The organism is Methylosinus trichosporium OB3b (assembly GCF_002752655.1).
In the GTDB taxonomy this organism is placed as follows: Bacteria; Pseudomonadota; Alphaproteobacteria; order Rhizobiales; family Beijerinckiaceae; genus Methylosinus; species Methylosinus trichosporium.
In genome coordinates, this window is record NZ_CP023737.1 from 2,688,441 (window position 1) to 2,713,784 (window position 25,344).

At 67.3% G+C, this 25,344-nt stretch carries 18 protein-coding genes; 7 read left to right on the forward strand and 11 right to left on the reverse strand.

The features are described from left to right. Positions 1-111: 111 nt before the first annotated feature. From CQW49_RS12915 to CQW49_RS12925, 3 genes are all read left to right on the forward strand, one after another. Positions 112-5,907: an alpha-2-macroglobulin gene (locus CQW49_RS12915; RefSeq protein ID WP_024749719.1), complete on the forward strand. Its 5,796-nt coding sequence runs from the start codon at positions 112-114 to the stop codon at positions 5,905-5,907. Between the two features lie 230 nt (positions 5,908-6,137). After that, positions 6,138-6,659 (forward strand): Hsp20/alpha crystallin family protein, encoded by a 522-nt coding sequence (locus tag CQW49_RS12920; protein WP_003609172.1) that lies wholly within the window; start codon positions 6,138-6,140, stop codon positions 6,657-6,659. A gap of 60 nt (positions 6,660-6,719) precedes the next feature. Further along, positions 6,720-7,697, forward strand: coding sequence for an endonuclease/exonuclease/phosphatase family protein (locus CQW49_RS12925; protein ID WP_003609170.1), 978 nt, complete (start codon positions 6,720-6,722; stop codon positions 7,695-7,697). 63 nt (positions 7,698-7,760) lie between these two features. On the opposite strand, the gene CQW49_RS12930 is transcribed toward CQW49_RS12925, so the two are convergent. Beyond that, positions 7,761-8,702: a DnaJ C-terminal domain-containing protein gene (locus CQW49_RS12930; protein ID WP_003609169.1), complete on the reverse strand. Its 942-nt coding sequence runs from the start codon at positions 8,700-8,702 to the stop codon at positions 7,761-7,763. 127 nt (positions 8,703-8,829) lie between these two features. Continuing rightward, positions 8,830-9,243, reverse strand: coding sequence for an RT0821/Lpp0805 family surface protein (locus tag CQW49_RS12935; protein ID WP_244441309.1), 414 nt, complete (start codon positions 9,241-9,243; stop codon positions 8,830-8,832). A gap of 148 nt (positions 9,244-9,391) precedes the next feature. Between CQW49_RS12935 and pdxH the strand changes: the two genes are divergently transcribed. The 4 genes from pdxH to CQW49_RS12955 all read left to right on the forward strand — a co-directional run bounded on the left by pdxH (position 9,392) and on the right by CQW49_RS12955 (position 11,412). Continuing rightward, entirely contained in the window at positions 9,392-10,000 is a 609-nt protein-coding gene (pdxH, locus tag CQW49_RS12940) for a pyridoxamine 5'-phosphate oxidase (protein ID WP_003609167.1), read from the forward strand. A gap of 15 nt (positions 10,001-10,015) precedes the next feature. Beyond that, positions 10,016-10,567: a TIGR02301 family protein gene (locus tag CQW49_RS12945; protein WP_003609165.1), complete on the forward strand. Its 552-nt coding sequence runs from the start codon at positions 10,016-10,018 to the stop codon at positions 10,565-10,567. An 87-nt stretch (positions 10,568-10,654) separates the two neighbouring features. Further along, positions 10,655-10,912 (forward strand): hypothetical protein, encoded by a 258-nt coding sequence (locus CQW49_RS12950; RefSeq protein ID WP_003609164.1) that lies wholly within the window; start codon positions 10,655-10,657, stop codon positions 10,910-10,912. 86 nt (positions 10,913-10,998) lie between these two features. Beyond that, positions 10,999-11,412, forward strand: a complete 414-nt coding sequence (locus CQW49_RS12955; RefSeq protein WP_244593382.1) for a hypothetical protein — start codon at positions 10,999-11,001, stop codon at positions 11,410-11,412. A gap of 251 nt (positions 11,413-11,663) precedes the next feature. Here CQW49_RS12955 and CQW49_RS12960 read toward each other — a convergent pair whose 3' ends face one another. The 9 genes from CQW49_RS12960 to CQW49_RS13000 form a co-directional block, all read right to left on the reverse strand. After that, positions 11,664-13,265 (reverse strand): cyclic peptide export ABC transporter, encoded by a 1,602-nt coding sequence (locus CQW49_RS12960; protein WP_003609160.1) that lies wholly within the window; start codon positions 13,263-13,265, stop codon positions 11,664-11,666. Between the two features lie 66 nt (positions 13,266-13,331). Next, on the reverse strand, positions 13,332-14,522 hold the full coding sequence (locus tag CQW49_RS12965) for an acetyl-CoA C-acyltransferase (RefSeq protein ID WP_003609159.1): 1,191 nt from the start codon (positions 14,520-14,522) through the stop codon (positions 13,332-13,334). Then, positions 14,519-15,568: an enoyl-CoA hydratase/isomerase family protein gene (locus tag CQW49_RS12970; RefSeq protein ID WP_003609156.1), complete on the reverse strand. Its 1,050-nt coding sequence runs from the start codon at positions 15,566-15,568 to the stop codon at positions 14,519-14,521. The genes CQW49_RS12965 and CQW49_RS12970 overlap by 4 nt, the downstream gene beginning before the upstream one ends. After that, positions 15,565-16,488 (reverse strand): hydroxymethylglutaryl-CoA lyase, encoded by a 924-nt coding sequence (locus CQW49_RS12975; protein ID WP_003609154.1) that lies wholly within the window; start codon positions 16,486-16,488, stop codon positions 15,565-15,567. Before CQW49_RS12975 ends, CQW49_RS12970 begins: the two co-directional genes overlap by 4 nt. Beyond that, positions 16,485-18,473 carry an acetyl/propionyl/methylcrotonyl-CoA carboxylase subunit alpha gene (locus CQW49_RS12980; RefSeq protein ID WP_003609153.1) on the reverse strand — a complete coding sequence of 663 codons (1,989 nt, stop codon included), beginning with the start codon at positions 18,471-18,473 and terminating at the stop codon, positions 16,485-16,487. The genes CQW49_RS12975 and CQW49_RS12980 overlap by 4 nt, the downstream gene beginning before the upstream one ends. Further along, on the reverse strand, positions 18,463-19,284 hold the full coding sequence (locus CQW49_RS12985) for an enoyl-CoA hydratase-related protein (protein WP_003609152.1): 822 nt from the start codon (positions 19,282-19,284) through the stop codon (positions 18,463-18,465). Before CQW49_RS12985 ends, CQW49_RS12980 begins: the two co-directional genes overlap by 11 nt. Positions 19,285-19,290: 6 nt before the next feature. Beyond that, a complete protein-coding gene (locus CQW49_RS12990; protein WP_003609151.1) occupies positions 19,291-20,898 on the reverse strand; it encodes a carboxyl transferase domain-containing protein in 1,608 nt (535 codons plus the stop codon). Positions 20,899-20,929: 31 nt separating this feature from the next. Continuing rightward, the gene (locus tag CQW49_RS12995) at positions 20,930-22,102 is read right to left on the reverse strand and encodes an isovaleryl-CoA dehydrogenase (RefSeq protein ID WP_003609150.1); all 1,173 of its coding nucleotides are present in this window, start codon (positions 22,100-22,102) and stop codon (positions 20,930-20,932) included. A gap of 98 nt (positions 22,103-22,200) precedes the next feature. Further along, positions 22,201-25,194 carry an L-glutamate gamma-semialdehyde dehydrogenase gene (locus CQW49_RS13000; protein WP_003609149.1) on the reverse strand — a complete coding sequence of 998 codons (2,994 nt, stop codon included), beginning with the start codon at positions 25,192-25,194 and terminating at the stop codon, positions 22,201-22,203. Between the last annotated feature and the right edge of the window lie 150 nt (positions 25,195-25,344).

A 25,344-nucleotide genomic window follows, 5' to 3' on the forward strand; every position in this document is an offset into this window, starting at 1 on the left:
CTCCCCGCCGTCATCGCGAGCACAGCGAAGCGATCCAGAGCCGCGGGGCGGCCCCTCTGCCGCTGCGCCGCTGCGCTCCTCGCGACGACGCCCTATAGCAAAGGATATTCGATGCGTTTCGTCGCGCTCGTTCTGCTCGCGCTTTTTTCCAGCATCATGCCGCTGCGCGCCGAGCCGCAGGCCTTCGATCAGCTGCGCCGCGCCGACGGGGCGCGCGTCGTGCCGGAAAAATTCCTGCGCAGCTTCGATCCGATCACCATCTTCTTCGATCGCGACTCCGGGCCCAAGGCCGGCGGGCCGGAGGATGCGCATGAGAAATTCGTAAAGCTCTCGCCCGAGCCGGCCGGCGAATGGCGCTGGATCGGCGCCCGCGCGTTGCAGTTTCGGCCCGCCGAGCCGTGGAAGCCGCTGGAGCGCGTGAGCGTCGAGACGGCCGGCGTCGCGACGCGCCTCGCTGCGCTGCTGCCGACGCCGACCTCGACCGAGCCCGGCGACGGCGCCGAGCCGCTCGCCGATCTCGAGCGCATCACGCTCATTTTTCCCGAGCCGGTCGACATCGCCGCTCTGTCGCGGCTGCTGACGATCGAACTACGTTCCGCGCCCGGACTCTCGCCGCTCGGCGGACAGAGGCTGAGCGAGAAGGACTATGACATTCGCGCGGTGGAGCGCGCCGAACGCAGCGCCGAGCAGCGCGTCGCCATACGACTGCGCGAGCCGGTGCGCGACGGACGCGTCGCCATTCTGCGCCTGAAGCTCGCCGACGAGCCGGGGCTCGATGACGAGATTTTCGAATTGCGCGCCCGCTCCGCCGCGCCTTTTTCGGTGACGGAGGCGAGCTGCGGCCGCGGTTGGAGCGATGAGAAGCAGGACGGCGTTCTGCGCTGCGCCTTCGGCTATTCGCTCGCCGGCTCTGCGTCGTCGGAAGGCGAGGAGGAGGAGGCCGCGCCCGCCTATCGGCCGGCCAATCGCCGCCGCCTCACGCTCACCTTCACCGAGCAGCCCGACGCGCTCGACATTTTGCGCGCGCGCGAGGCGTTGCGGGTCACGCCGCCGGTCGACGATCTTGCGGTCGAGATCGACCACAAGCGTCTCGACATCTATGGAAAGTTTCTGTCCGATCGCGTCTATGAGATCTCGGTGGCGCCGGGCGCCTTGACCGACATTCGCAAGCGCGCGCTCGCCGCGCGCTTCTCGCAGCGCTTCGCTTTCGATCGTGACAAGCCGTCGCTCGCATGGGATGCGACGCAAGGGCTCGTCGAGCGCTTCGGCCCGCAATTGCTGCCACTGCGGGGACGCGGCTATGACCGCGCGGACATCCGTATCCATGCGATCGATCCGCTCGCGCGCGACTTCTGGCCCTTTCCCAAGAATGGCGTCGAGACGGAGGATTCCGCGCCGCCGCCGCTGCCCGGCAATGAGCCGGCGCATTGGAGCGCCAACGCCGCGCCGCAAGCATCCGCCATCGCCGAACGCATAAAGGCGCTGGGCTCGCCCGCAGTCTCGACGCTGTTCGATCTGCCGATCCGGCGCAATGGCGCCGACGCCAAATTCGGCCTCGACCTTTCCAATGAATTCGCCAAGATCACCGGCGCCGCGCAGCCGGGAGCCTATCTCGTCGGCCTGCGCGCAGTGGATGAGAAGAAACGCCATTGGCTGCGCGCGCAAGTGACCGATCTTTCGCTCAGCGCCATAGAGGAGCGCGCGCGTGTGCGCTTCGCGGTCACATCGCTCGCGACCGCCAAGCCCGTCGCCGGCGCCGAGATCCGGCTCGAGGGCGTGAAGGACGACAAATTCGTCACGCTCGCGCATGGGCTCAGCGACGCCACCGGCTTCTTCTCCTATGATCCCGGCAAGCGCGCGGAAGCGGAGCTGCGCCGCGTCGTCGTGAGCAAGGGTCTCGACACGCTCGTCATCGACGCCAATGACGCGCCGTCCGAATATGCGCGCGAGAATTGGACGAGGCCCGAAGGCGCCTGGCTCGCCTGGACGACGGAGCCCGATGCGCCGCGCAAGGAAGAGCCGCGCATCCTCTGCCATGTGTTCGCCGAGCGGCCGATCTACCGGCCGGAGGAGCCGGTGCATGTGAAAGGCTTCGTGCGCTCCTATCGCGATGGCGGATTGACGATCGCCAAGGCCGGCGGAACGCTCGTCGTCTCCGGCCCCGGCAATCAGGAATGGCGCATTCCGGTGAAGCTCGACGCTTCGGGGAGCTTCTATCACAAATTCGACGCGCAGACGCCGGCGACCGGCGACTATGCGCTGCGTTTCGAGCCCGACGGCGCCAAGGCGACGAAGAGGGAAGCGAGCGAAGGCGAGGAGAGCGAAGCGCAGACAGTCTCCTGCGGACAATTCCCGTTCAAGAAGGAGGCCTATCGCCTGCCGACCTTCGAGGTCGTGCTCAATGCGCCGCAAATGGTTCCGCTCGACGGCGAGTTCAATGTCGATCTGCTCGCGCGCTATTTCGCCGGCGGCCTCGTCGCCGAGCGTCCGGTGAAATGGCGGGCCGTGCAATTCCCGCATCTGTTCCAGCCGCCGGGACGCGAAGGCTTTCTGTTCTCCACCGACGCGCGCTTCTCGGGCGAGGGAAAATTCAAATCCTCGCCGGTGCTGGAGCGCGACGCGCGCACCGACGCCGGCGGCGCCTCGCGCATGAGCTTCGACACGATGATCGAGCCGACCGCGCAGCCGCGCCGCTATTCGATCGAGGCGACGGTGACCGGCGAGGACGGCTTGGAAGTGCGCAATGTGCAGAATGTGATCGCCGTGCCGCCCTTCATGCTCGGTCTCAAAATCCCGCGCTATGTCGAACGCCCCGGCGCCGTCGCGCCGGAATTCATCGCGCTCGACGGCAAGGGCGAGGCGGTCGACAATCTCCCCGTCACCCTGCGCTTCATCAAGCGCAATTGGGCGTCGACTCTGCAGGCTTCGGATTTCGCGCAGGGCGCGGCCAAATATGTGACGCAGGTGATCGAGGATGTGATCCTCGAGCGCAAGCTGACGAGCGCGAAGGAGGCGCAGCGGATAGAGCTGGAGGTGCGCGAGGCGGGCGTCTATGTCGTGCAATTGGAGGCCTATGACCGCATCGGCCGGCGCCAGCAGGTGAGCGTCGATTTCTTCGTCGGCGGCAATACGCCGGTGACTTTCCAGCGCCCGCCCGCCTCCACCGCGACGATCGCGACCGATAAGCCGTCCTATGCGCCGGGCGAGACGGCGACGCTGATCGTTCAATCGCCGTTTCAGAACGCGCAGGCGCTCGCCGTCGTGGAGCAGCCGAACGGCGTGTTCGATTATCAATTCGTCGACATCGCCAACGGCTTCGGGCGTTTTGCGCTGACGTTGAAGAAGGAGCAGACGCCCAAGCTCGCCGTGCATTTTCTCATCATGCGCGGGCGCTTGAAGGACAGCGCGCCGGCGCCCGCGGCGAGCCTGGATCAGGGCAAGCCGGTGACGATCGCCGCGACCAAATGGGTCGAGGTGACGCCGGTGAAGAATATCGCGACCGTGAAGCTCGACTATCCGGCGAAGGCGCGGCCCGGGCAGGAGGTCGAGGCGACGCTGCGCCTCTCCGATGATCTCGGCAAGCCGCTCGCCGGCGAGGCGACCTTCTGGATGGTGGATCAGGCGGTGTTGTCGCTGGCGAAGGAACGGCCGCTCGACCCGCTGCCGGATTTCATCGTCGAGCGCGAGACGAAGCTCGCCGCGCGCGACACGCGCAATCTCGCCTTCGGCAAGATTCCGCTCGAGGAGATTCCGGGCGGCGACGCCGGTCTCGACGAATGGGGCGCCGAAACCAATGTCAGCGTGCGCAAGAATTTCACGCCCGTTCCCGTTTATCTGCCGAGCGTGAAGATCGGCGCCGACGGCATTGCGAAAATCAAGGTGAAGCTGCCCGACACGCTCACCGTGTTCAAGCTGCGCGCCAAAGCGGTGAGCGGCGCCGATCGTTTCGGCTATGCGACGGGCGAGATGCTCATTCGCCAGGAGCTGGTCGCGCAGCCGGCGTTGCCGCGCTTCCTGCGGCCGGGCGATGCGCTCGACGCGTCGCTGATCGCGCGCGTCGTCGAAGGGCCGGGCGGTTCCGGCAAAGCGTCGATCACAGCCGACGGTCTGACGCTCGCGAGCAATGCGCCGCAGGCGTTTTCCTGGGTCGCCAACAGGCCGGCGCGCATAGACGTCGCCGCGACCGTTCCTGACGCCGGCAAGGAGAGCGTGACGCTCGATTTCCGTATCGAGCGTGACGCCGACCATGCGCGCGACGCGGTGCAGATCGAATTGCCGGTGAAGCCGGATCGTCTCCCCATGCGCCGCTATGAGATCGTCGAGATCGCGCCTGGCGCGACGAAGGCGCTGGCCGCGGCGCCCGATGACGCGCGCGCCGGCTCGTTCCGCCGCGATGTGACGCTCGCCGGAGATCCGGCGCTGGTCAAGCTCGTCGCGGGACTGAACGCGCTCGTCGAATATCCTTACGGCTGCACCGAGCAACGCCTCTCGCTCGCCCGCGCGTCGCTGGCGCTGAAGAGCTTCGCCCCGATCCTCGCGGCGACGGGGCTCGAAGGCCGCATCGGCGCCGATGTGCGCAACACGATCCGCGCGATCGACCAATCCGTCGACGGCGACGGCCTCGTCGCCTTCTGGCCGCGCGCGCGCGGAAATGTCTCGCTCACTGCTTGGGCCTATTCCTTCCTCGTCGGCGCCGAGCGCGCCGGCGAGCCGATCGACAAGGCGCTCGCCGAGCGTCTCGGCAATGTGCTGAAATTGTCGCTGCGCTCGGATTATCCGCGCCTGCTCGCGGGCGAGGAATTGCGCGAGCGCGTCGAGGCGCTGATCGCACTCGCCGACGGCGGCAGGCTCGACGAGTCTTATGTCGCCGAGCTGGCGCGCCATGCCGATGTGATGCCCAACGCCAGCGTCGCGGAGCTGACGCGCGCCGCTGCGCGCTCCAGCGCCGGCGATCGCCGCATCGTCGACGCGCTGCTCGAGTTCATGTGGAGCCGCGTGAAAATCCTCTCGCGCAATGGCGCGCAATATTATGCAGGCCAGGCGGCGGATGGCGGCGATGCGACGATCCTGCCCTCCGAGACGCGCGCGCTCGCCGAGATGGTGCGGGCGACGGCGATCGCCTCGCCTTCCGACGCTCGCGCGCTGTTGCTGCGCGACGCGCTGCTGCGATTGGGCGAGGGCGACGGCTGGGGCTCGACCAACGCCGACGCCGCGGCGATCGACGCGCTCGCGGAAGTGTGGCGGCGCCCGCAATCGCCGTTGCAGATCGCGCTGGCGCAGGAGGGCGCCGCGCCGGAGACGATCACGCTCGACGCCAATGCGCCGATCCTGCGCAAGACGAGCGACTCCGTTACCGCGCTGACGATCGCCAATCGCGGGACGGCGCCGATCGTCGCGCTGATCGAGACGCGCTACGAGCCGAAGGAGAGTGGCGCGAAAGCGGCGCCGGTGAGCGAAGGTTTCGCGTTGACGCGCGATGTCGCACGCGTGCGCGAGGGACATGCGCCGCTCGAGAAGATCGCCGCGGAAGACGGCGTCGTGAAGCTGGCGGTGGGCGATGTGATCGAGGAGACGGCGGAGCTGGTCAATCCGCAGGATCGCACCCATGTGGCGATCTCGCTGCCGCTGCCGGCCGGCTTCGAGCCGCTCAATCCGGCGCTGGCGACGGCGCCCGCCGCGGCGCAGCCTTCCTTCGCGCCCACTCTCGCGCCGACCAGCGTGTCCTTCGGCGACGATCGCGTGTTCTACGCCTATGATGTGCTGCCCAAGGGCAATTACCGCTTCGCCTTCCGCGCCAAGGCGCAGACTGCGGGCGCCTTCACCGAGCCGCCGGGCGTCGTCGAGACGATGTATAAAAAGGGCCTGCAGGCGCGGAGCGCCGGCCGGCGGGTCGTGATCGCCAAGTGACAGGTTACGCGTCGGAAGAGCGAGCCTGAAGGCTCGCGGTCCAAGGCGCGGGATCGGACCGCGAGCCTTCAGGCTCGCTCTGCCGGGCCAGCCTCCGAGCGCTGCCGCGGAGCGTTTCGCCGCATTGCCTTTCGCGCCTGCGCCCCTACGTCTGAGGCGTCCCATTCGGCGCGGCGCTTTGTCCTGCGCGAAGCCGGCGCGCCGATCCTTTTTGAGACGAGGAGGCGAAAATGGCGGAAGCCGAAAGCAAAGTCCCCGTGCGGCAGTCCAAGGACACTGCGCCTGCGCTTTTCGACTGGCATCCCTTCGAGACGCTGCGCCGACAGATCGATCGCTTGTTCGAGGATGCGCCGTTCCCGCGCAACGCGCCGAGCGAGCTCGAGCCGTTCGGGCGCTTCTCGCTCGGCTGGGCGTCGACGCCGGCGGTCGATCTCATCGAGAAGGACAAGGAGTATCAGGTGACGGCCGAGCTGCCCGGGCTCGACGAGAAGAATGTCGAGGTGAAGCTCCAAAATGGCTCGCTCGTCATCAGCGGCGAGAAGAAGGAGGAGCGCGAGGAGAAGGACAAGGACAAGGGCTATTTCCTGTCCGAGCGCCGCTTCGGCTCGTTCCGCCGCGCCTTCCGCCTGCCGGAGGATGTCGATAAGGAGAAGATCGCCGCGACCTTCGCCAAAGGCGTGCTGACGGTGCGCCTGCCGAAATCGGCCACGGCGCAAAAGCCCGAGAAGGTGATCTCCGTCAAGGCGGCGTGAGTCGGCGGTGAATCGCTTCCTCTCCCGTGCGTCGCGGGAGAGGGGCGCGAGGGGGACCGCATGTCCGCGCCGTTTCGGCTGGTGAGCTTCAACACCGAGAATCTCGACTGGTCGCCCGCCGGCGAGCTCAGGTTCAAGCGGCGGCTCTCGGTGCTGCGCCCGCTGCTCGCGGCCGTCGCCGCCGATATTCTATGCCTTCAGGAGGTGGACGCGCAGCGCCCGACGCCACATGCGCCGCGGCGCTTCATCGCGCTCGACCGGCTCGTCGCCGGCACGGCCTATGAGGGGTTCGCGCGCGCGACGAGCCGGCGTCCGGGAACCGACGCGCCGGCCGATGTCCATAATCTCGCGATCCTGAGCCGTTGGCCGATCGTCGCGACGCGCCAGCTCCATCACGACATCGTCGCGCCTTGGCGCTGGACGCCGCCTGCCGGCCGCGGCGTGGCGGCGCCGATCGAGATCGTCTTCGATCGTCCGGCGCTCTATGCGCGCATCGCGCCGCCGCACGGCCCCGAGTTGCATGTGCTGAATTTGCATCTGCGCGCGCCGCGCGCCGTGCCGCTGCCCGGAACGAGCGGCGCGCGCTCCGGCCCGGTCTTCGCGGAAGGGCAGTTTCTCGCCGCGCAGAAGCGCGAGGGTCAGGCGCTGGAGACGCGGCTCTTCGTCGATGCGCTGTTCGACGACGACAAGGACGCGTCGATCGCCGTCTGCGGCGATTTCAATTCCGAGAGCCATGACGCGCCGGCGCGCATCCTGCGCGGCGCCGCGGAGGAGGACGCCGAGGCGCCCTTCGCGCTGACCGCGCTCGCCGAGCGCTTGGCCGAGAGCGCACGCTACAGCGTCATTCATGCCGGGCGTCGGACGCTGCTCGACCACATACTGGTCTCGCGCGCGCTCGCTGCGCGCTGTGCGCGCGTCGAGATCATGAATGAAGGCCTTGCCGATGAAGCGACGGCGCCCGATCCGATTCTCGGCTCGCTGCATGCGCCGATTATGGCGAGCTTTCGTCGAGCTGGCTGCGTGGAGAAGCGAGCCTGAAGGCTCGCGGTCCAGGGACGCGCTCGGACCGCGAGCCTTAGAGGCTCGCTTCTCTTCTCTCTCTCACATCCCCTTGCGCGGATCATAGGGCTTGGCGCCGCGAAACTTCTGCGCGAAGGCCTCGAGCTCCGGATCGGCGCCGTCCGGCAGCACGACCCTCAGCGTCACATAGAGGTCGCCGGCGGCCTTGCCGTCCGCCGCCGGCAGGCCCTTGCCGCGCAGGCGCAGCACGCGGCCGCCATTGGAGCCGGCCGGCACGGTGAGCTCGACCTTGCCGCCGAGCGTCGGCGCCGCGACCTTGGCCCCGAGCACGGCCTCGTAGAAGGTGATGGGCAGATCGAGCTTCAGATCGCGGCCGGAGATGGCGAATAGCGGATGCAGCGCCACTTTCACGGTGACGATGGCGTCGCCGGGCTCGCCTCCGGGCGGGGCGGCCTGGCCCTGGCCGCGCAGCCGGATCTGCTTGCCGTCCTCGATGCCGGCGGGAATCGTCACCTCGAGCGTGCGGCCGCTCGGCATCAGCACCCGTGTATGGCCGCCCTTCACCGCCTCGGCGAGCGAGATGGTCGCCTGCAGCGCGACATCGTCGCCGCGCCGCGGCGCGCGGGCGCGTCGCCCGCCGGCGCCGAAGAGATCGGCGAAAATGTCGGAAGGGTCGAATCCGCCCGGCCCGCCGCCGTAATGGAACTCGAAATGCTCGGCCCCTCCGGGTCCGCGCTGCGCGCGCGAAAAACCGCCCGGACCCGGCCCGGCGCCGAAGCCCTCGAAGCCGGTGAAACGCGGCTTGCCCTCGGCGTCGATCTCGCCGCGGTCGAACTGCGCCTTCTTCTTCTCGTCGCCGAGAATCTCATAGGCGGAGTTGGCCTCGGCGAATTTCTCCTTCGCCTTGGGGTCGTTCTTGTTGTGGTCGGGGTGATATTTTTTGGCGAGATGGCGGAACGCCTTCTTGATCTCGCTCGCGCTCGCCGTCTTGGCGACGCTGAGGACGTCATATGGATCGCGCATTTTCTTCGAAAGCCCATCGGCGCGTCCGCCACGAGAGCGGCGCGGACGCTCGTGTCTACCCTCTATTTGGGAGAAGAATTGTCGCAGCGCAAGGATGCGTCACAGTTCCTGCGCCGCAGATCCCGGCTCAGACGCCCGCCTTGCGCCCCGGCTTCACCTCGATCAGCTCCCAATCGGCCGTCCGCTCGCGGCAGGCGGCGCCCTGCAGGCGCTCACGTGCTTCTTTGACTTCGATGTCGGCGCGGAAGCCGCGGCAGACCTTGCCCTCGCTCGGATAGGGCGGTCCGGCCGGGGTGAAGGAGCCCTTGGCCTGCGTTTGCGGATTATCCCAATTCACGCTCGCGCCGGCGCCCTGCGGATCGAGCGCGACGGCGAGCGCCGCGCCGGCGCGGCGCTTATCCTCCTGGTCGAGCAGATGCGACAGCTCCGGCGCCTTGGGGCGGATCGAGCCGGTGACCTCGTCGCTCACATTGCCGCTCCAGGAGACCGGCTCGCCGCCCGGAATGGCGAAGGAGCAGGAGGCGAGCGAAAGCGCCGTCACGCTCGCGCCGAGCCAGCGAATGGCGCGAATCGACGTTTGAGAAGCGGCCGCGGCGGCGTTAGATATGAGTCGCCGATTGTGCAAAGCGCCACCCTGACACTGAAGATCGCCGTGCGCGGATCGCCCGGCGGCAGCTGAGGATTTTCTCGTGGAAGCGTTAATACAGGGTGACTTCTCCGATGCGGGCGAGCCCTATGCGCTGTTCCGCTCCTGGTTCGAGGAAGCGAAGCAACGGGAGCCGGATGTGCCCGAGGCGATGGCTCTTTCGACTGTGGACGAGACCGGAATGCCGGACGCCCGCATGGTGCTGCTGAAGGAATGGGGCGAAGCGGGCTTCGTCTTCTATAGCAACGCCGAGAGCGCCAAGGGGCGCCAGCTCGCGGCCACGATGAAGGCCGCCGCGCTTTTCCACTGGAAATCCCTGCGCCGGCAGGTGCGGCTGCGCGGCCCGGTGGAGCCCGTCTCCGACGCCGAATCCGACGCCTATTTCGCCAGCCGGCCGCGCGACAGCCGCATCGGCGCTTGGGCCAGCCGCCAGTCGCGGCCGCTCGAGAGCCGCTTCGCGCTGGAGAAGGCGGTGGCGCTGGAGGCGGCGCGGTTCGGTTTCGGCGAGGTGCCGCGCCCGCCCTATTGGCGCGGCTACCGGATTGTTCCGCAGGCGATCGAATTCTGGGCCGATCGGCCGTTTCGGCTGCACGACCGTTTGCGCTTCACCCGCGCCGCGGCGGGCTGGACAACCGAACGTCTCTATCCTTGAGCGAGAGAGCGAGAGATGAAGCGCGCTTCGATTTGCGTCCTCGCGATATGCGTCGCCTGCGCCGGCGCGCCGGCGCGCGCGCAGGATTTCTTGTCCAATCTCTTCGGCGGTTGGGAGCGGCCGCATGCGGCGCCGCCCCTGCCCGCGGCGGCGGGACGCCGCGACGCGAAGGCGAAGCCGAAGAAGTCGAAGAAAACGGCGAAAACGCCGTCGCCGGCGCTCCTCGGCGCGCCGGCGCCCACGCCGCAGCAGGAGGGACCGCCGCCGCCCTATGAGCCGCAATTGCTGCGCCTCTCGGAAATCCTCGGCGCCTTGTCCTTCCTGCGCGATCTGTGCGGAGACGAGGACGGCGAGGAATGGCGCGCCAAAATGTCCTCGCTGCTCGATGCGGAAGCGCGAGCCGGGCAAAGGCGCGCCAAGCTCACGGGCGCCTTCAACCGCGGCTTCCACGGCTATGAGACGACCTATCGCAGCTGCACCGCCAATGCGCGCTCGGCGATCTCGCGCTATCTCGACGAAGGCGGAAAGATCGCCCATGACATCGCCTATCGCTATGGCGCGTCCTGATGTGTATGCGTATTCGTACGAAGGCCGTTAACCGTCCGGCAAGGACCCGTCTCGCGCGTTTCGCCGCGCTTGTCTAAAGTGAGCTGCATGACGCGCTTTCCTTCCTCCGCAGTGGACGACGCCGGCGGCTATGACCAGCGGCAGGCCGCTCTCTCCTATGTCGCCGAAGCCTTCGCCGAGGCGATGCTGGCGGGAATCGAGAGCGATTCCTTCGCCCATGCCGCGCTGTCGGCGGCGCTGCACGAGCTAGTCTCGACCTTCGGCGAGGAGGAGGTCGCCCTCTTCGTCGAGCGTCTGCCGAAGCGGCTGCGCAACGGCGAATTTTCGACCGGCGCGCGACACTGACGCGCGCGCGCAAAACCGCGCCGGCGGCCGAGACGATCTCCGAGCCGCTGTTCGACCTCTCCCTTCTGCCCGCCGCGACGCAAGCGATGCGCGAGAAGATCCTCGCCGCTTGCGAGACCCGCGACATCGAAGCGCTGCGCATTCCGATCGATTGGAACGAGCTGCGGCCGATGTTTCAGAAAAGCGGCGCGCCCGCCGATCCGATCGAGACGCTGAAGGCGCTCTCCTTCGATCGCAAGGGCCGCGAGAGCCTGGCGCTCGCGAGCGCGGTGCTGGCGCAGCCTTTCGTGAAAATCACGCGCGGCCCGGTGACGCTGTACGAATGGCCCGCCTACGCCCGCCACCCTGCGCGGCCCGCCGACGAAGACGCGGCGCGCGCGCTATGGCGCTGCGTGCGCTTCGCCGATCTCGCGCGCTCGAACGAAGAGGGCCGCCTGCATGTGACGCGCCTCGCGATCGCGGCCGACGGCGTGTGGCATTATTTCTGGAATGTCGGGTGATGTCGGGAAGCGCAGTTCCAAAGAGCGAGCCTGAAGGCTCGCGGTCCAAGCACGGACCTGGACCGCGAGCCTTCAGGCTCGCTCTCGAATACCTCGAATCGAGTAACGCAGGGCTGCCATAACTGCTCTCGCCCGCATGCTTCCGTCATTGCGAGGAGCAAAGCGACGAAGCGATCCAGAGCCGCCCCGCCGCTCTGGATCGCTTCGCTGCGCTCGCGATGACGCAGCAGGACGATGACCGAGCGCGTCGCTCAAACGATCTTCCCGTCCTTGATATGAATCACCCGATCTGCCGCGTCGAAATAGCGATCGTCGTGCGAGACGCAGATCAGCGTCTTGCCGCGGCGCTTCAGATCGGGAAGGATCTCGCTGTAGAAGGCGCGTCGAAACGTCGGGTCCTGCTCGGCGGCCCATTCGTCGAGCACCAATACGGGTCGTCCTTCCGCAAAAGCCGAGACCAGCGCGAGGCGCTTGCGCTGGCCGGCCGAGAGAGCGGTGGTGGAGAAGACGCCGTCGACGATCGCCGTCTTGGTCGAGAGCTCCATGCGCGTCAGATAATCATTCGCGGCGTCCGCATCGCCCGCCTCCATGGCGACGTCGTCGAACAGGCAATAATCGAAGAAGACGGCGGAGAAGCGCTGGCGATAGGCGTCGCGATCGGCGTCGCCGACGGGCGCGCCGTCGACGAGGATGGCGCCTGTGGTCGGCGGATAGAGACCGAGCAGCAGCTTCACCAGCGTCGTCTTGCCGCTGCCATTCTCGCCGACGATGAACAGAGTTTCGCCGCGCCGCAGCTCGAGATCGATCGGCCCCAAGGTGAAAGGCGGTTGTTCCCCTTCGCCGGGATAGGCATAGGTGACGCCGACGAGCGCAATCGTCGAGAACGCCGCGTTGCCGCCGTTGCTCGACCAGCTCTCCGTATTGGCGAAGTCCTCACGCAGCTTCACGATCTGCCGGAACGACGCCTCGGCGTGTCCATACATCGGAATATAGCCGACAATAGCATTGATCGGCTCACGCAGAAAAAGCATCGCCACGACGAAGGCGCCGAGCGTCTCCTTCGGCTCGCCCAATGTCTGCTGCATCGCCAGCAGAGCGCCGATGATAATGAAGGCCGACGCCGATTCGATCGCCTCGATCGCCGTGAACTGGACAAAATTGTCATGGGTGAGGTCGCGCACCTCGTCGATCTTGGCGCGCAGCCGGCGCTCGCGAAAGCCGGAGCGGCGAGGCTGATTGAGCCGCAGCTCCTTGCAGCCCTCCACCAGCAGGTCGAAATCCTGCTGCAGATTTTCGCGGGCCTCACGCTCGACGAAGAAGATTTTATACGCCGAATCGAGCATGCGCCGAACGACAAGCACGCGCGCCACGCCCGCCAGCGCTGCGACGCCCGCCAGCCGCCAGGAGATGGAGAAGAGATAGGCGACGCATCCGCACGCCGTCAGAACCGAAACGAGCAGAAACGGCAGTCCGCGCACGAAGACCGTCAATTGCTCCACGTCGTGATTGAGAGCGACGATCACGCGGTGCTTCTGCATACGTTCGATCGTCGCGACGGGAGCCTTCAGAATGTCGTCCACGAGCGACTTGCGCAGATCCGCCATCACATTCTGCACGATCCAGCTGTTCGCGCGAAACGATCCATATTGCGCCGCGATCATGAACGGACACAGCAGCACGAAGCCGAGCGCTCTCATAGGCGAGGAGCCGCTCTTCAGCGCGTCGTCGATGAGTGCGAGAATGCCGACGGTGGCGAGGCTGCCGAGACCGCCGAGCGCGACCGCCGCGAGCGCGAGCCGCCAATAGGGACGCAGCAGGCCCGCCGCGACCCGGCCGAGATTCAAATTCCGCATCTAAAAGCCCTTGGTTCAAGGGCAGTTTACGCGGCTCGCGCGATAAGCGCCAGCGTCGCCGCACATCTAGACGATCGTCTCGATCGCCATCGCCGTCGCCTCGCCGCCGCCGATGCACAGCGCCGCGACGCCGCGGCGCAGATCATATTTGCGCAGCGCCGCCAGCAGCGTCACGACGATGCGAGCCCCCGAGGCGCCGATCGGATGACCGAGCGCGCAGGCGCCGCCATGCACATTCACCTTTTCATGCGGCAGATAGAGCTCGCGCATCGCCGCCAGCACGACGACCGCGAAAGCCTCGTTGATCTCGAAGAGGTCGACGCTCGTGAGCGGCCAGCCCGCGCGTTCGCAGAGCTTGGCGATGGCGCCGATGGGGGCGATCGGAAACAGATGCGGAGGCCCCGCATGAGTCGCATGAGCGCGAACAATGGCGAGCGGCGCGAGACTTGCGCGCTCGGCCTCGCTGCGGCGCATCAGCGCCAGCGCCGCGGCGCCGTCGGAGATGGCGCTGGAATTGGCCGCGGTCACCGTGCCGCCATCGCGAAAGGCGGGCTTCAGTGACGCGATATTCTCGATTTTCGCACTCGCCGGCAATTCATCGCGCGTGACCGTCGCACTGGTCTTGCGATCATGTGTCGCAACCGGCGTCGTCTCCCAATCGAAAGCGCCGCTTGCCGCCGCCTGCTGCGCGCGGCGCAGCGACGCTGTCGCATAATCATCCTGCTTCTCGCGCGTGAATTGATGCGTCGTCGCGCAATCCTCGGCGAAGGCGCCCATGAGCTTGCCTTCGTCATAGGCGTCCTCGAGCCCGTCGAGAAACATATGATCGATCAGCCGACCATGGCCCATGCGATAGCCGACGCGGGCGCGGCCGAGGAGATAGGGCGCATTGCTCATGCTCTCCATGCCGCCGGCCACGATCGCGCGCGAGGAGCCGGCGAGCAGCTGATCATGCGCGAGCATCAACGCCTTCATGCCCGAGCCGCACATCTTGTTGATGGTCACGCATCCGGTGGTGTCGGCGAGTCCGGCGCCGAGCGCCGCCTGCCGCGCCGGCGCCTGGCCGAGGCCGGCCGAGAGAACGCAGCCCATCAGCACATCATCCACGCGCTCCGGCGCAAGACCTGCGCGCTCTGTCGCGGCGCGGATTGCAGCTGCGCCGAGCTGCGGCGCTGTGGCGTTCTTCAGCTCGCCGAGCAGAGCGCCGATCGGCGTGCGCGCGGCGCCCACGATGACGATGGGATCGACAGCGCTCATGTCCAGGCCCTGAAATTCGGCTCCGGCTCGTCGCAACTCTCGAGCAACGCCGCGACCGCAGAATCGTCGACCTCGTCCAGCGTCGCCGGCGACCAGCGCGGCCTGCGGTCCTTGTCGATCACCGCGGCGCGGATTCCTTCGAAGAGATCGTGCGAGCGCAGCAGATTGCAGGCGGCGCGATATTCGGCGAGGAGACAGTCCTCGAGCCGTTGCGCATTGGCGGCGCGCTTCAGCAATAGCGCTGTCAGCTTCAAGCTCGTCGGGGAGCGCATGGCAATCGTGTCCGCGGCCTTGCGCGCGAATTCGGAGCCATCGGCTCTCAGAGCGGCGATCATTTCGGCGACGCTCTCATGGGCCATCGTTCGGCGCAGCAGCGCCTCGTGCTGCGCGAGCGGACCGAGGCCCGTATGGCGCGCATAGCGCGCGAGCAATGGCCGCACATCGTCCATGGTCGCGACCTCGCGCAGCTCGCCGAGAAGCTCGGGCAGAGACGACGAATCGATGAACACATCGGCGAGGCCGGCGCTGATGGCGTCCTGCGCGCCGACGCTGTCGCCGGCGAGCGCCATATAGAGTCCGACGCCACCATTGCGAGTCAGCAGCCATGTGCCGCCGACATCGGGAATGAAGCCGATGCCGGTCTCCGGCATGGCGAGCCGCGTGCGTTCGGTGACGATGCGAAAGCTTCCGTGCGACGCCAGGCCGACGCCGCCGCCCATGACGATCCCGTCCATCACCGCGACATAGGGCTTGGGAAACGCCGCGATGCGCGAATTGAGCTGATATTCCTCGCGCCAGAATTTCGCATAGCCGCTGCGCTCCTGCGGCGCGGCCTCATAGAGCGCGCGAATGTCGCCGCCGGCGCAGAAGGCGCGGCCGCCTTCTCCGGTGACGATCACCGCGACGACGTCGCGATCCGCGCCGAATTCATCGAGCGCGCGCGCAAAATCCCGCACCATCTCCAGCGTCAGGCTGTTCAGCGCCTGCGGTCGATCGAGCGAGATCGACGCCGTATGCCGCGAGCGCGAGACGATGATATTGCTCATGCGGCGTTGTCCTCTCGCCTGCGCTTCGACTGCAGCGCGCGCGCGGCTTTGGCGCGATTGGCGCGCCCGAGCCGCTCGGAGATGAAATCTCCCGCCGCGATCGCGGTGGAAAGATCGACGCCGGTATCGACGCCGGATCGCTCCAGCATATAGATCACATCTTCGGTCGCGACATTTCCCGTCGCGCCCGGCGCGAAAGGACAGCCGCCCAAGCCGGCGATGGAGCTGTCGACCGCAGCGACGCCGAGCTCGAGACAGGCGAAGATATTGGCGAGAGCCTGTCCATAGGTGTCATGAAAATGCACGGCGAGTCGTCCGAGCGGCACGTCGCGCGCGACCTCCTCGACGAGACGTCGCGCCGGAACAGGCGCGCCGACTCCGATCGTGTCGCCGAGCGAAATCTCCTCGCAGCCGAGCGCGGCGAGATCGCGCGCGAGATCGGCGACCTTGCGCGGGGCGACATCGCCCTCATAAGGACAGCCGAGCGCGCAGGAGATATAGCCGCGCACGCGCAGGCGGGCGCCGAGCGCGGCCGCGACGACAGGCCTGAAGCGTTCGAGACTCTCCTCGATCGAGCAGCCGATATTGGCGAGCGAAAAGCTCTGCGACGCCGCGGCGAACACCGCGACGCCGCCGACGCCGCAGGCGAGCGCGTCCTCGAGCCCGCGCAGATTGGGGGTCAACACGTCGAGCCGCCCGCGCAGCGAAGGCGCCAGCGCATCGATGACTTTTCGTGTGCTGGCCATTTGCGGCACGCGCACATGCGAAACGAAGCTGCCCGCTTCGATCTCGCTGAGCCCCGCCGCTGCGAGCCGCTCGATCAGCTCGACCTTGGTCGAGACCGAGATGATCGCCGTCTCGTTCTGTAGCCCGTCACGTGGGCCGACCTCGACGATGCGCACGCGCTCGGGCAAATTCATACGGCCTCTCCTTCGACGAAGACCACCAACGTCTCGCCTTGTCGCACCATGTCGCCGAGAGCGGGACGAATTTCGGCAATGCGCGCGTCGCGTGGCGCGGCGAGCGCGATTTCCATCTTCATCGCCTCCAGCATAATGAGCGTCGCGCCTTTCTTCACCTCGTCGCCCGCTCGTGCGAGCACATGCGTGACGCGCGCCGGCAGCGGGGCGCGTAGCGCTTCAGCTTCATGCGCGCCGTGCCGAGGCGCCGCCAGAGGATCGATGAGCTTCAGACTGTGGCTGCGTGGTCCGAGCCGGACGATGAAGCCGTTCTCCTTCGCGACGACGATGAGAGCGCGGCGCACGCCATCGACGCGCAGGCTCATCCGGCGGTCGTCCGCGTCTCTTTCGACGAGTAAGGAGCAGCCGTCGGCGACGAGGCGGAATTGCGTGTCGCTCTGCGGGGTGAGCCGAAGCTCGTGCGTCTCGCCATCGAGACGGAAGGCGAGCGAATGAGACGCCGGCGCATTCATGCGCCAACCGTCGAGACTGTCGAAAGGCGACTCGATACTCGTTTGCGCCCGCAGCCGCGCGACCCATGCAGCGGCCGCCGCCGCCAGAACGAACATGCGATCCGCTTCATCGAGCGCGTCGTCGTTCGCTTCGACCAGCCGGCTGTGGCGGGGAACAAACTCGGTGTCGATCGCCGCCGCGAGAAAATCGGCGTCGTCGAGAATGCCGGTCAGCAAACCCAGATTGGTCTCGACGCCGATGATCTCATAGTCGCGCAGCGCGCCGGAGAGGCGTGCGCAGGCTCCGTCTCGATCTTCTCCGAAGGCGACGATCTTCGCGATCATCGGATCATAATAGGGCGTGATCGCATCGCCTTCGCGCACGCCGGTTTCGATCCGCAGCGAGGCCTCCGCGCGCGGCTCACGCAAATGCGCGAGCGTCCCGATCGACGGCAGAAAGCCTCGAGCCGGCTGCTCGGCATAGAGACGCGCCTCGATCGCATGTCCGCGCGCCGCAATCTGCGCTTGCGATTTGGGAAGCCGTTCGCCGGCGGCGATGCGCAATTGCCATTCGACGAGATCTTCGCCGGCGATCATTTCGGTGATCGGGTGCTCGACCTGCAGCCGCGTGTTCATCTCGAGAAAATAGAACTCGTCATTCTCGACCAGAAACTCCACCGTGCCGGCGCCAAAATAGCCGACCGCTCGCCCCGCGGCGAGCGCCGCCTCGCGCAGCCGGTCGCGAAGAGAGGCAGAAAGCAGCGGAGCCGGCGTTTCCTCGATGATCTTCTGGTGCCGGCGCTGGATCGAGCAGTCGCGCTCGGGGAAGGCGACGCAGCCGCCATGAGAATCGCCGAAGATCTGCACCTCGATGTGGCGCGGCCGTTCGAGATGCTTTTCGATGAGCACGCGATCGTCGCCGAAGGCGGCCAGCGCTTCGCGCTTTGCGCTGTCGATCGCTTCGCGCAGCGTCGCCGGCTCGGTCACGAGACGCATGCCCTTGCCGCCGCCGCCGGCGGACGCTTTCACCAGCAGCGGGAAGCCGATGCGCTCGGCGGCCTGCGTCAGCGCTTCGATGTCTTGCGCGCCGTGAAAGCCGGGAACGACCGGCGCGCCGGAGGCTTCCATCAGCGCCTTGGCTTCCGCCTTCGAGCCCATGAGACGCATCGCGCGCGGCGACGGACCGACGAAGACGAGGCCGGCGGAGGCGCAGCGTTCCGCGAAATCGGCGTTCTCCGAGAGAAAGCCATAGCCTGGATGCACGGCTTCGGCTTTGGCGGCGCGCGCGACCTCGAGGAGCTTGTCGATCGACAGATAGCTCTCGCGCGGGGGCGAGGCGCCGAGTGGAAACGCTTCGTCCGCGCGCTCGACATGCAGCGCATGAGCGTCGGCGTCGGAATAGACGGCGATGGTCGCAACGCCGAGACGTTTCGCCGTCGCGATGACGCGGCAGGCGATCTCTCCGCGATTGGCGATCAGCAGCCTATGAAACATCGCGTCCCTTCGTGGCGATTCGCCAAGCGGGCGAGCGCTTCTCCAAAAATGCGGCGAAGCCTTCCCGTCCCTCGGGCGAGGTGCGGCGAAGCGCGATCCGCTTCGCCATCTCTTTGGTCAGATCTTCGTCGATCGGATGTCGCGCAAACAAAAAGCAGGACTCTTTCGCCTCTCGCACAGCGCCGGGCGCCGCGGCGAGCAGCGCGTCGATGATCCGCGCCCCGGCGGCGCCGAGCTCTTGCTGTGGCGCGACCACATGCGCGAGGCCGATCTCGCATGCGCTGGTCGCGGGAATGACCTCGGCCGAGAGAAAATAGCGCCGCGCCTGCCGCGGGCCTATGGCGCGATGAACGTAAGGGCCGATCACAGAGGGCGTCAGACCGATCTTCACCTCGCTGAGGCAGAACCTCGCATTATCCGCCGCGAGCACGATATCGCAGCAGGCGACGAGGCCGACGCCGCCGCCATAGACCGCGCCTTGCACGAGGGCGAGGGTCGGCTTGCCGAGACGGTCGAGCGTTTCCATCAGCTCGGCGAGCAGCAGCGCGTCGCGCTCGTTCTCCTCGAAGCTTTCGGTCGCCATGCGCTTCATCGATTCGATATCGCCGCCCGCGCAGAAATTGCCGCCGGCGCCGGCGAGCGTGACGATGCGCACATCCGCGCGCGCTTCGAGCCGGCGAAGGGCGGCGGTCGTCTCGACGACGAGCGCCGGATCGAGGGCGTTGCGGCGCCCGGGGCGGTTGAAGGTCAGGCTGGCGACGCCTCGCGCGTCGACGGATTCGAGAAGAATGGGCTTGATTACATCGGACATGGCGCCTCACATGCGGAAGAGACCGAAGCGCGTCTCTTCGATCGGCGCATTGGACGCTGCGGCGAGGCTGAGCGCAAGCACGCGGCGCGTGTCGGCAGGGTCGATGACGCCGTCGTCCCACAGCCGCGCGCTCGCATGATAGGGATGACCCTGCCGTTCATATTGGTCGCGGATCTGCGCCCGATAGGCTTGCTGGTCCTCCTCGCTGCGCGTGCGCCCCTTGGCCGCGTCGCTCTCGGCGCGCACGCGCGTCAGCACCTCGGCGGCCTGCTCGCCGCCCATCACCGATATGCGGGCGTTGGGCCAGCTCCACAGGAAACGCGGACCATAGGCGCGGCCGCACATCGCATAATTGCCGGCGCCGAAGCTGCCGCCGACGATCACGGTGATCTTCGGCACGGCGGCGGTCGCGACCGCCGTCACCATTTTGGCGCCGTCCTTGGCGATGCCCCGCGCTTCATAATCTCGACCGACCATGAAGCCGGTGACGTTCTGGAGAAACAGCAGTGGTATGCCGCGCTGCGCGCTGAGCTCGACGAAATGCGCGCCCTTGAGCGCGCTCTCGCCGAACAACACGCCATTATTGGCGAGGACGCCGACGAGATAGCCGCCGATATGGGCGAAGCCGGCGATCAGAGTCTCCGCGTAGCATTGCTTGAACTCGTCGAATTCGCCCGCGTCGATCAATCGCGCCAGCAGCTCGCGCACGTCATATTGGCGGCGCGGATCAGCGGGCGCGACGCCATAGATCTCGCCCGGATCATATTTTGGCGGAGCCGGCGCGCGCATCGGCAGCGTGGGCGTCGGCGCGACGCCGAGATTGCCGACGACGGCGCGCGCGAGCGCCAGCGCATGAGCGTCAGTCTCGGCGAAATAATCGGCGACGCCGGACTGGCGCGCATGCACGAGAGCGCCGCCGAGCTCTTGCGCGCTCACCACCTCGCCGGTGGCGGCGCGCACCAGCGGTGGGCCGGCGAGAAAAATTGTTCCCGTGTCGCGCACGATGATGGTCTCGTCGGCCATCGCCGGCACATAGGCGCCGCCCGCCGTGCAGGAGCCCATGACGACGGCGATCTGCGCGATTCCGCGCGAGGACATTTGCGCCTGATTGTAGAAGATGCGCCCGAAATGATCGCGATCGGGGAACACCTCGTCCTGGCTCGGCAGATGGGCGCCCCCCGAGTCGACGAGATAGACGCAGGGCAGGCGGTTCTCGAGCGCGATCTCTTGCGCGCGCAGATGCTTCTTCACGGTGAGCGGAAAATAGGTTCCGCCCTTCACCGTCGCGTCATTGGCGAGGATCATGCACGCGCGGCCCTGCACGCGGCCGATTCCGGCGATGACTCCGGCGCAGGGAACCTCGCCGCCATAGAGGTCGAGGGCGGCGAATTGGCCGATCTCGAGAAAGGGCGAGAGCGGATCGAGCAGCAGATCGATGCGCTCGCGCGCGGTGAGCTTTCCGCGCGCGAGATGCCGCTCGCGCGCCGCTGCGCCCCCGCCCTCGCGAATATGCGCGGCCTTTTCCCGCAAATCGTCGACGAGCGCGCGCATGGCTCGCGCATTGGCGGCGAATTCGGCGGAGCCCGTGTCCAGGCGCGTCTCGAGAACAGACATGTCTCAGGGCCCCGCGACGCCGGCGCAATGCTCAGGCGGCTGTCTCTGTGAAAAGCTCTCGTCCGATCAGCATGCGGCGAATCTCGCTGGTGCCGGCGCCGATCTCATAGAGCTTGGCGTCGCGCAGCAGCCGCCCCGTGGGATAATCATTGATATAGCCATTGCCGCCGAGGCACTGAATGGCCTCCAGCGCCATGCGCGTCGCATGTTCTGCGGCGAAGAGAATGGCGCCGGCGGCGTCCTTGCGCGTGGTGCGGCCCCGATCGCAGGCTTTTGCGACCGCATAGACATAGGCGCGCGCCGCATTCAATGTCGTGTACATATCGGCGAGCTTGGCCTGCATGATCTGGAACTCGCCGATCGGCTGGCCGAACTGCTTGCGGTCGTGGACATAGGGGACGACGATGTCGAGGCAGGCGCGCATGATGCCGATCGGGCCGCCGGCGAGCACGCAGCGCTCATAGTCGAGACCGCTCATCAGCACATTGACGCCGCGCTCGGCGACGCCGAGCACATTCTCTTCGGGAACCTCGCAATCGGTGAGGAATAATTCACAAGTGTCGGAGCCGCGCATTCCGAGCTTGTCGAGCTTGCGCGCGGCGGCAACGCCTTTGAAGCGCTTCTCGACGATGAAGGCGGTGATGCCATGCGCGCCCGCCGCGGGCTCGGTCTTGGCGTAGACGATGACGACGTCTGCGATCGGGCCGTTGGTCACCCACATTTTTTCGCCGTTCAGAATATAGCGGTCGCCACGCTTCTCGGCGCGCATCGACATGTTCACGACGTCCGAGCCGGCGCCGGGCTCCGACATCGCCAGGGCGCCGACGACATCGCCGGAAACGAGGCCGGGAAGATAGCGGCGCTTCTGCTCGCAGCTGCCGTTGCGGCGCAGCTGATTGACGCAGAGATTGGAATGAGCGCCATAGGAGAGGCCGACCGAGGCGGAGGCGCGGCTCAGCTCCTCCATCACGACGACATGCTCGAGATAGCCGAGCCCGGCGCCGCCGTAATCTTCCTCGACAGTGACGCCGAGCAGACCGAGCGCGCCCATCTTGGGCCAGAGATCGACCGGAAAGGCGTTGTCGCGATCGATGTCGCCGGCGCGCGGCGCGATCTCGCGCGCGGCGAACGCCTCGACCTGATCGCGCAACATGTCGCATGTCACGCCGAGCGCGAAGTCGAGCGAGGGAATCCAGTGGCGCATGGGATGGACGCTCCGGCCTGAAAGACGACGCCCTCACTTCAGCTATGGCCCTCGCGCGCGGTTTCAAGTATCGACGCGCGGAATTACGCCCGCTTTGCTCATTCCTTCATCGACAGCAGCCGCGCGTCGCCGCCGAAAGACGCGGTGTTCACCGTGAGCGTCACCTCGCGCAGGAAGCGCCGCAGATAATCCGGTCCCCCGGCCTTGGGTCCGGTGCCGCTGGCGCGCCAGCCGCCGAAGGGCTGGCTGCCGACGACGGCGCCGATCATGTTGCGATTAACGTAGAGATTTCCGGACGGCGTCAGCTCGGCCAATTCGCTTATGCGCGTCTCTATGCGCGAATGCAGCCCCATCGTCAGGCCGAAGCCCGAAGCCGCGATCTCCTCGACGAGGCGAGCGAAGCCGTTCTCTCCGGCGCGCCAGCGCGCGACATGCAGCACGGGGCCGAAGATTTCCTCGCGCAGCTCGCCGGCGCGCGTGAGCGCGACGATATGCGGCGCGACAAAGCTTCCGCTCTGCGGCGCCTGCGCGGCGAACAGCACGCTTCCTTCGGCGCGGCGACGGGAGAGATAGGCGTCGAGAGCGGCTTTGGCCTCAGCGTCGATCACCGGGCCGACATGGGTCGAAAGATCGCGCGGGTCGCCGACGCGCAGCTCGCGCGCCGCGCCGATCAGCATGGCGAGCGCGTCGTCGTAAATCTCCTCCTGCAGGCAGAGCAGGCGCAGCGCCGAGCAGCGTTGGCCGGCGGAGCGAAAGGCGGAGGCGAGAACGTCATCGATCACCTGCTCGAGCAGAGCGGTGGAATCGACGATCATCGCATTGACGCCGCCGGTTTCGGCGACGAACGGCACGATCGGCCCGTCGGAGGCGGCGAGCGCGCGGTGAATGGCGCGCGCGGTCTCGCTCGAGCCGGTGAAGACGACGCCGGCGGTCTGCGCATCGACGACGAGCGCGGCGCCGATATCGGCGCCGCCAGGAACAAATTGCAGCGCATTCCGCGGAACGCCGGCCTCGTGCAGCAACGTGATCGCCGCTCGCGCGACGAGCGGCGTCTGCGCGGCGGGCTTGGCCGCGACGCTATTGCCGCAGACGAGAGCCGCGGCGACTTGGCCGGTGAAGATCGCCAGCGGAAAATTCCATGGCGAGATGCAGACGAACACGCCGCGCCCGCGCCGGATCAGGCGATTGTCCTCGCCGGTCGGGCCGGGCAGAGGCCGCTCGCGAAAGAGAAGTCGCGCCTCGCTCGCATAATAGCGGCAGAGGTCGGCGGCTTCGCGCACTTCCGCGAGAGCGTCGTCGAGGGTCTTGCCGGCTTCGTCCTGCAGCAGAGCGATGAGCTCGCCGCGCTTCGTCTCCACGAGATCGGCGGCGCGCTCGATGATCGCGGCGCGCGTCTCGACGTCCGTGCGCTCCCAGGCGGGGAAGGCGCCTGCGGCGGCGGCCATTGCGACGCGCGCGGACTCGCGCGTCGCAATGGCGATCGCGTCGTCGCAGCGAGGGGCGTGCTCGCGCGTTTCCTCGAGCAGAGACGCGAGCGCTTCGCGATCGCCGAATTCGACGCCTCGGGAGTTTTTTCGAGGCGCGAAGAGGTCGCGCGGAAGCGGCAGATGCGAGTGGCGCGCGTGGGAGGGGTCGCCGATGAGGTCGGCCGGCGGCTGCAGCAGCTCGCCTTCGGGAGTCGCCGCGTCGGCGGCGCGGGCGACGAAGGAGGAATTGGCGCCGTTCTCGATCAGCCGACGCACGAGATAGGCGAGCAGATCGCGATGCGGCCCGACCGGCGCATAGAGCCGGCAGGGGATGTCCGGCCGCTCCTCGCGCAGCGCGTCATAGAGCGCTTCGCCCATGCCGTGCAGGCGTTGAAACTCATATTGCTGCGACGCGCCGGCGCGTTCGACGATGGTCGCGACCGTGAGCGCATTATGGGTGGCGAATTGCGGAAACAAGCGCGGCGCGGCGAACAGGCGATCGGCGCAGGCGATGTAGCTCAGATCGGTCATCGCCTTGCGCGTGAACACGGGATAGTCGTCGAGCCCGCGTTCCTGCGCGCGCTTGATCTCCGTATCCCAATAGGCGCCCTTGACGAGTCGCAGCATGACGCGGCGATCCAAGCCTTCGGCGAGCGCTTCCACATGACCGATGACGGCGAGGGCGCGCTTTTGATAGGCCTGCACGGCGAGGCCGAAGCCGTCCCAGCCCGCGAGCGACGGATCGGAGAGGACAGCGCCGATCACATCGAGCGATAGCTCGAGCCTGTCGGCTTCTTCCGCGTCGACGGTGAGCGAGATGTCGCGTGCTTTGGCGAGACGGGCGAGCTCGAGCAGGCGCGGCGCAAGCTCGGCGAGAATGCGCTCGCGCGATATAGGCTCATAACGCGGGTGCAGCGCCGACAGCTTGACCGAAACCCCGGGCCGCTCGACGAGCGAGGCGCCGCGGCCGCGCGCGCCGATTGTCGTGATCGCAAGCGCATAGCTGTCGAAATAGCGCTCGGCGTCGCGCATCGTGCGCGCGCCTTCGCCGAGCATGTCGAAAGAATAGCGCCAGCGCCGCGCCTCGGCGGACGCGGCCTGCGTGAGCGCGTCCTCGATCGTCTCGCCGAGCACGAAATGGCCGCCCATCACTTTCATCGCCTGCCGCGCGGCGACCCGCAGCGCCGGCATGCCGAGGCGGCGCGCGAGATCGGCGACGACGCTTCGCGGCGTCTCGCTCGGCGCGAACAGACGCGTCGACACGCCGAGCGCGAAAGCGCAAGCCTGCGCCAGCAGAGCGTCCGAGGCCGGCGCATGGCGGTCGAAGGCGCCCGCCGCGAGCTTGTCCACGATCAGGCGATCGAGCGTCGAATCGTCCGGCACGCGCAGCAGCGATTCGGCGAGCGCCATCAGCGCGAGCCCTTCGCGCGTCGACAGAGAATATTCCTGCAGCAGGCTTTCGACGCCGCTCTGCACGCGCGGCGAGCGAAGCGCCGCCAGCAGACGGCGTCCGAGCGCGTTCGCGCGCGCCTCGAGCCGCTCGTCGCGCGGCTCGGCGAGGAGACGCGCGGCAATGTCTTCGTCCGCAGGATGATAGGGGGCGCGGAACGGCTCTGCTCCGGTCATGTGCTCATCTCCCGACGTCGCTTCGCTCTCACGATGGTCATTGAAAAGCGCGCGATCGTCCATAGTTGTCTCCGCAAGCGAGGGCGGGAATGTGCGCGTCGCACTCGCGATTCGACTCTCGACCATAGCGAGGCGGAAGCTGGAGCCGTT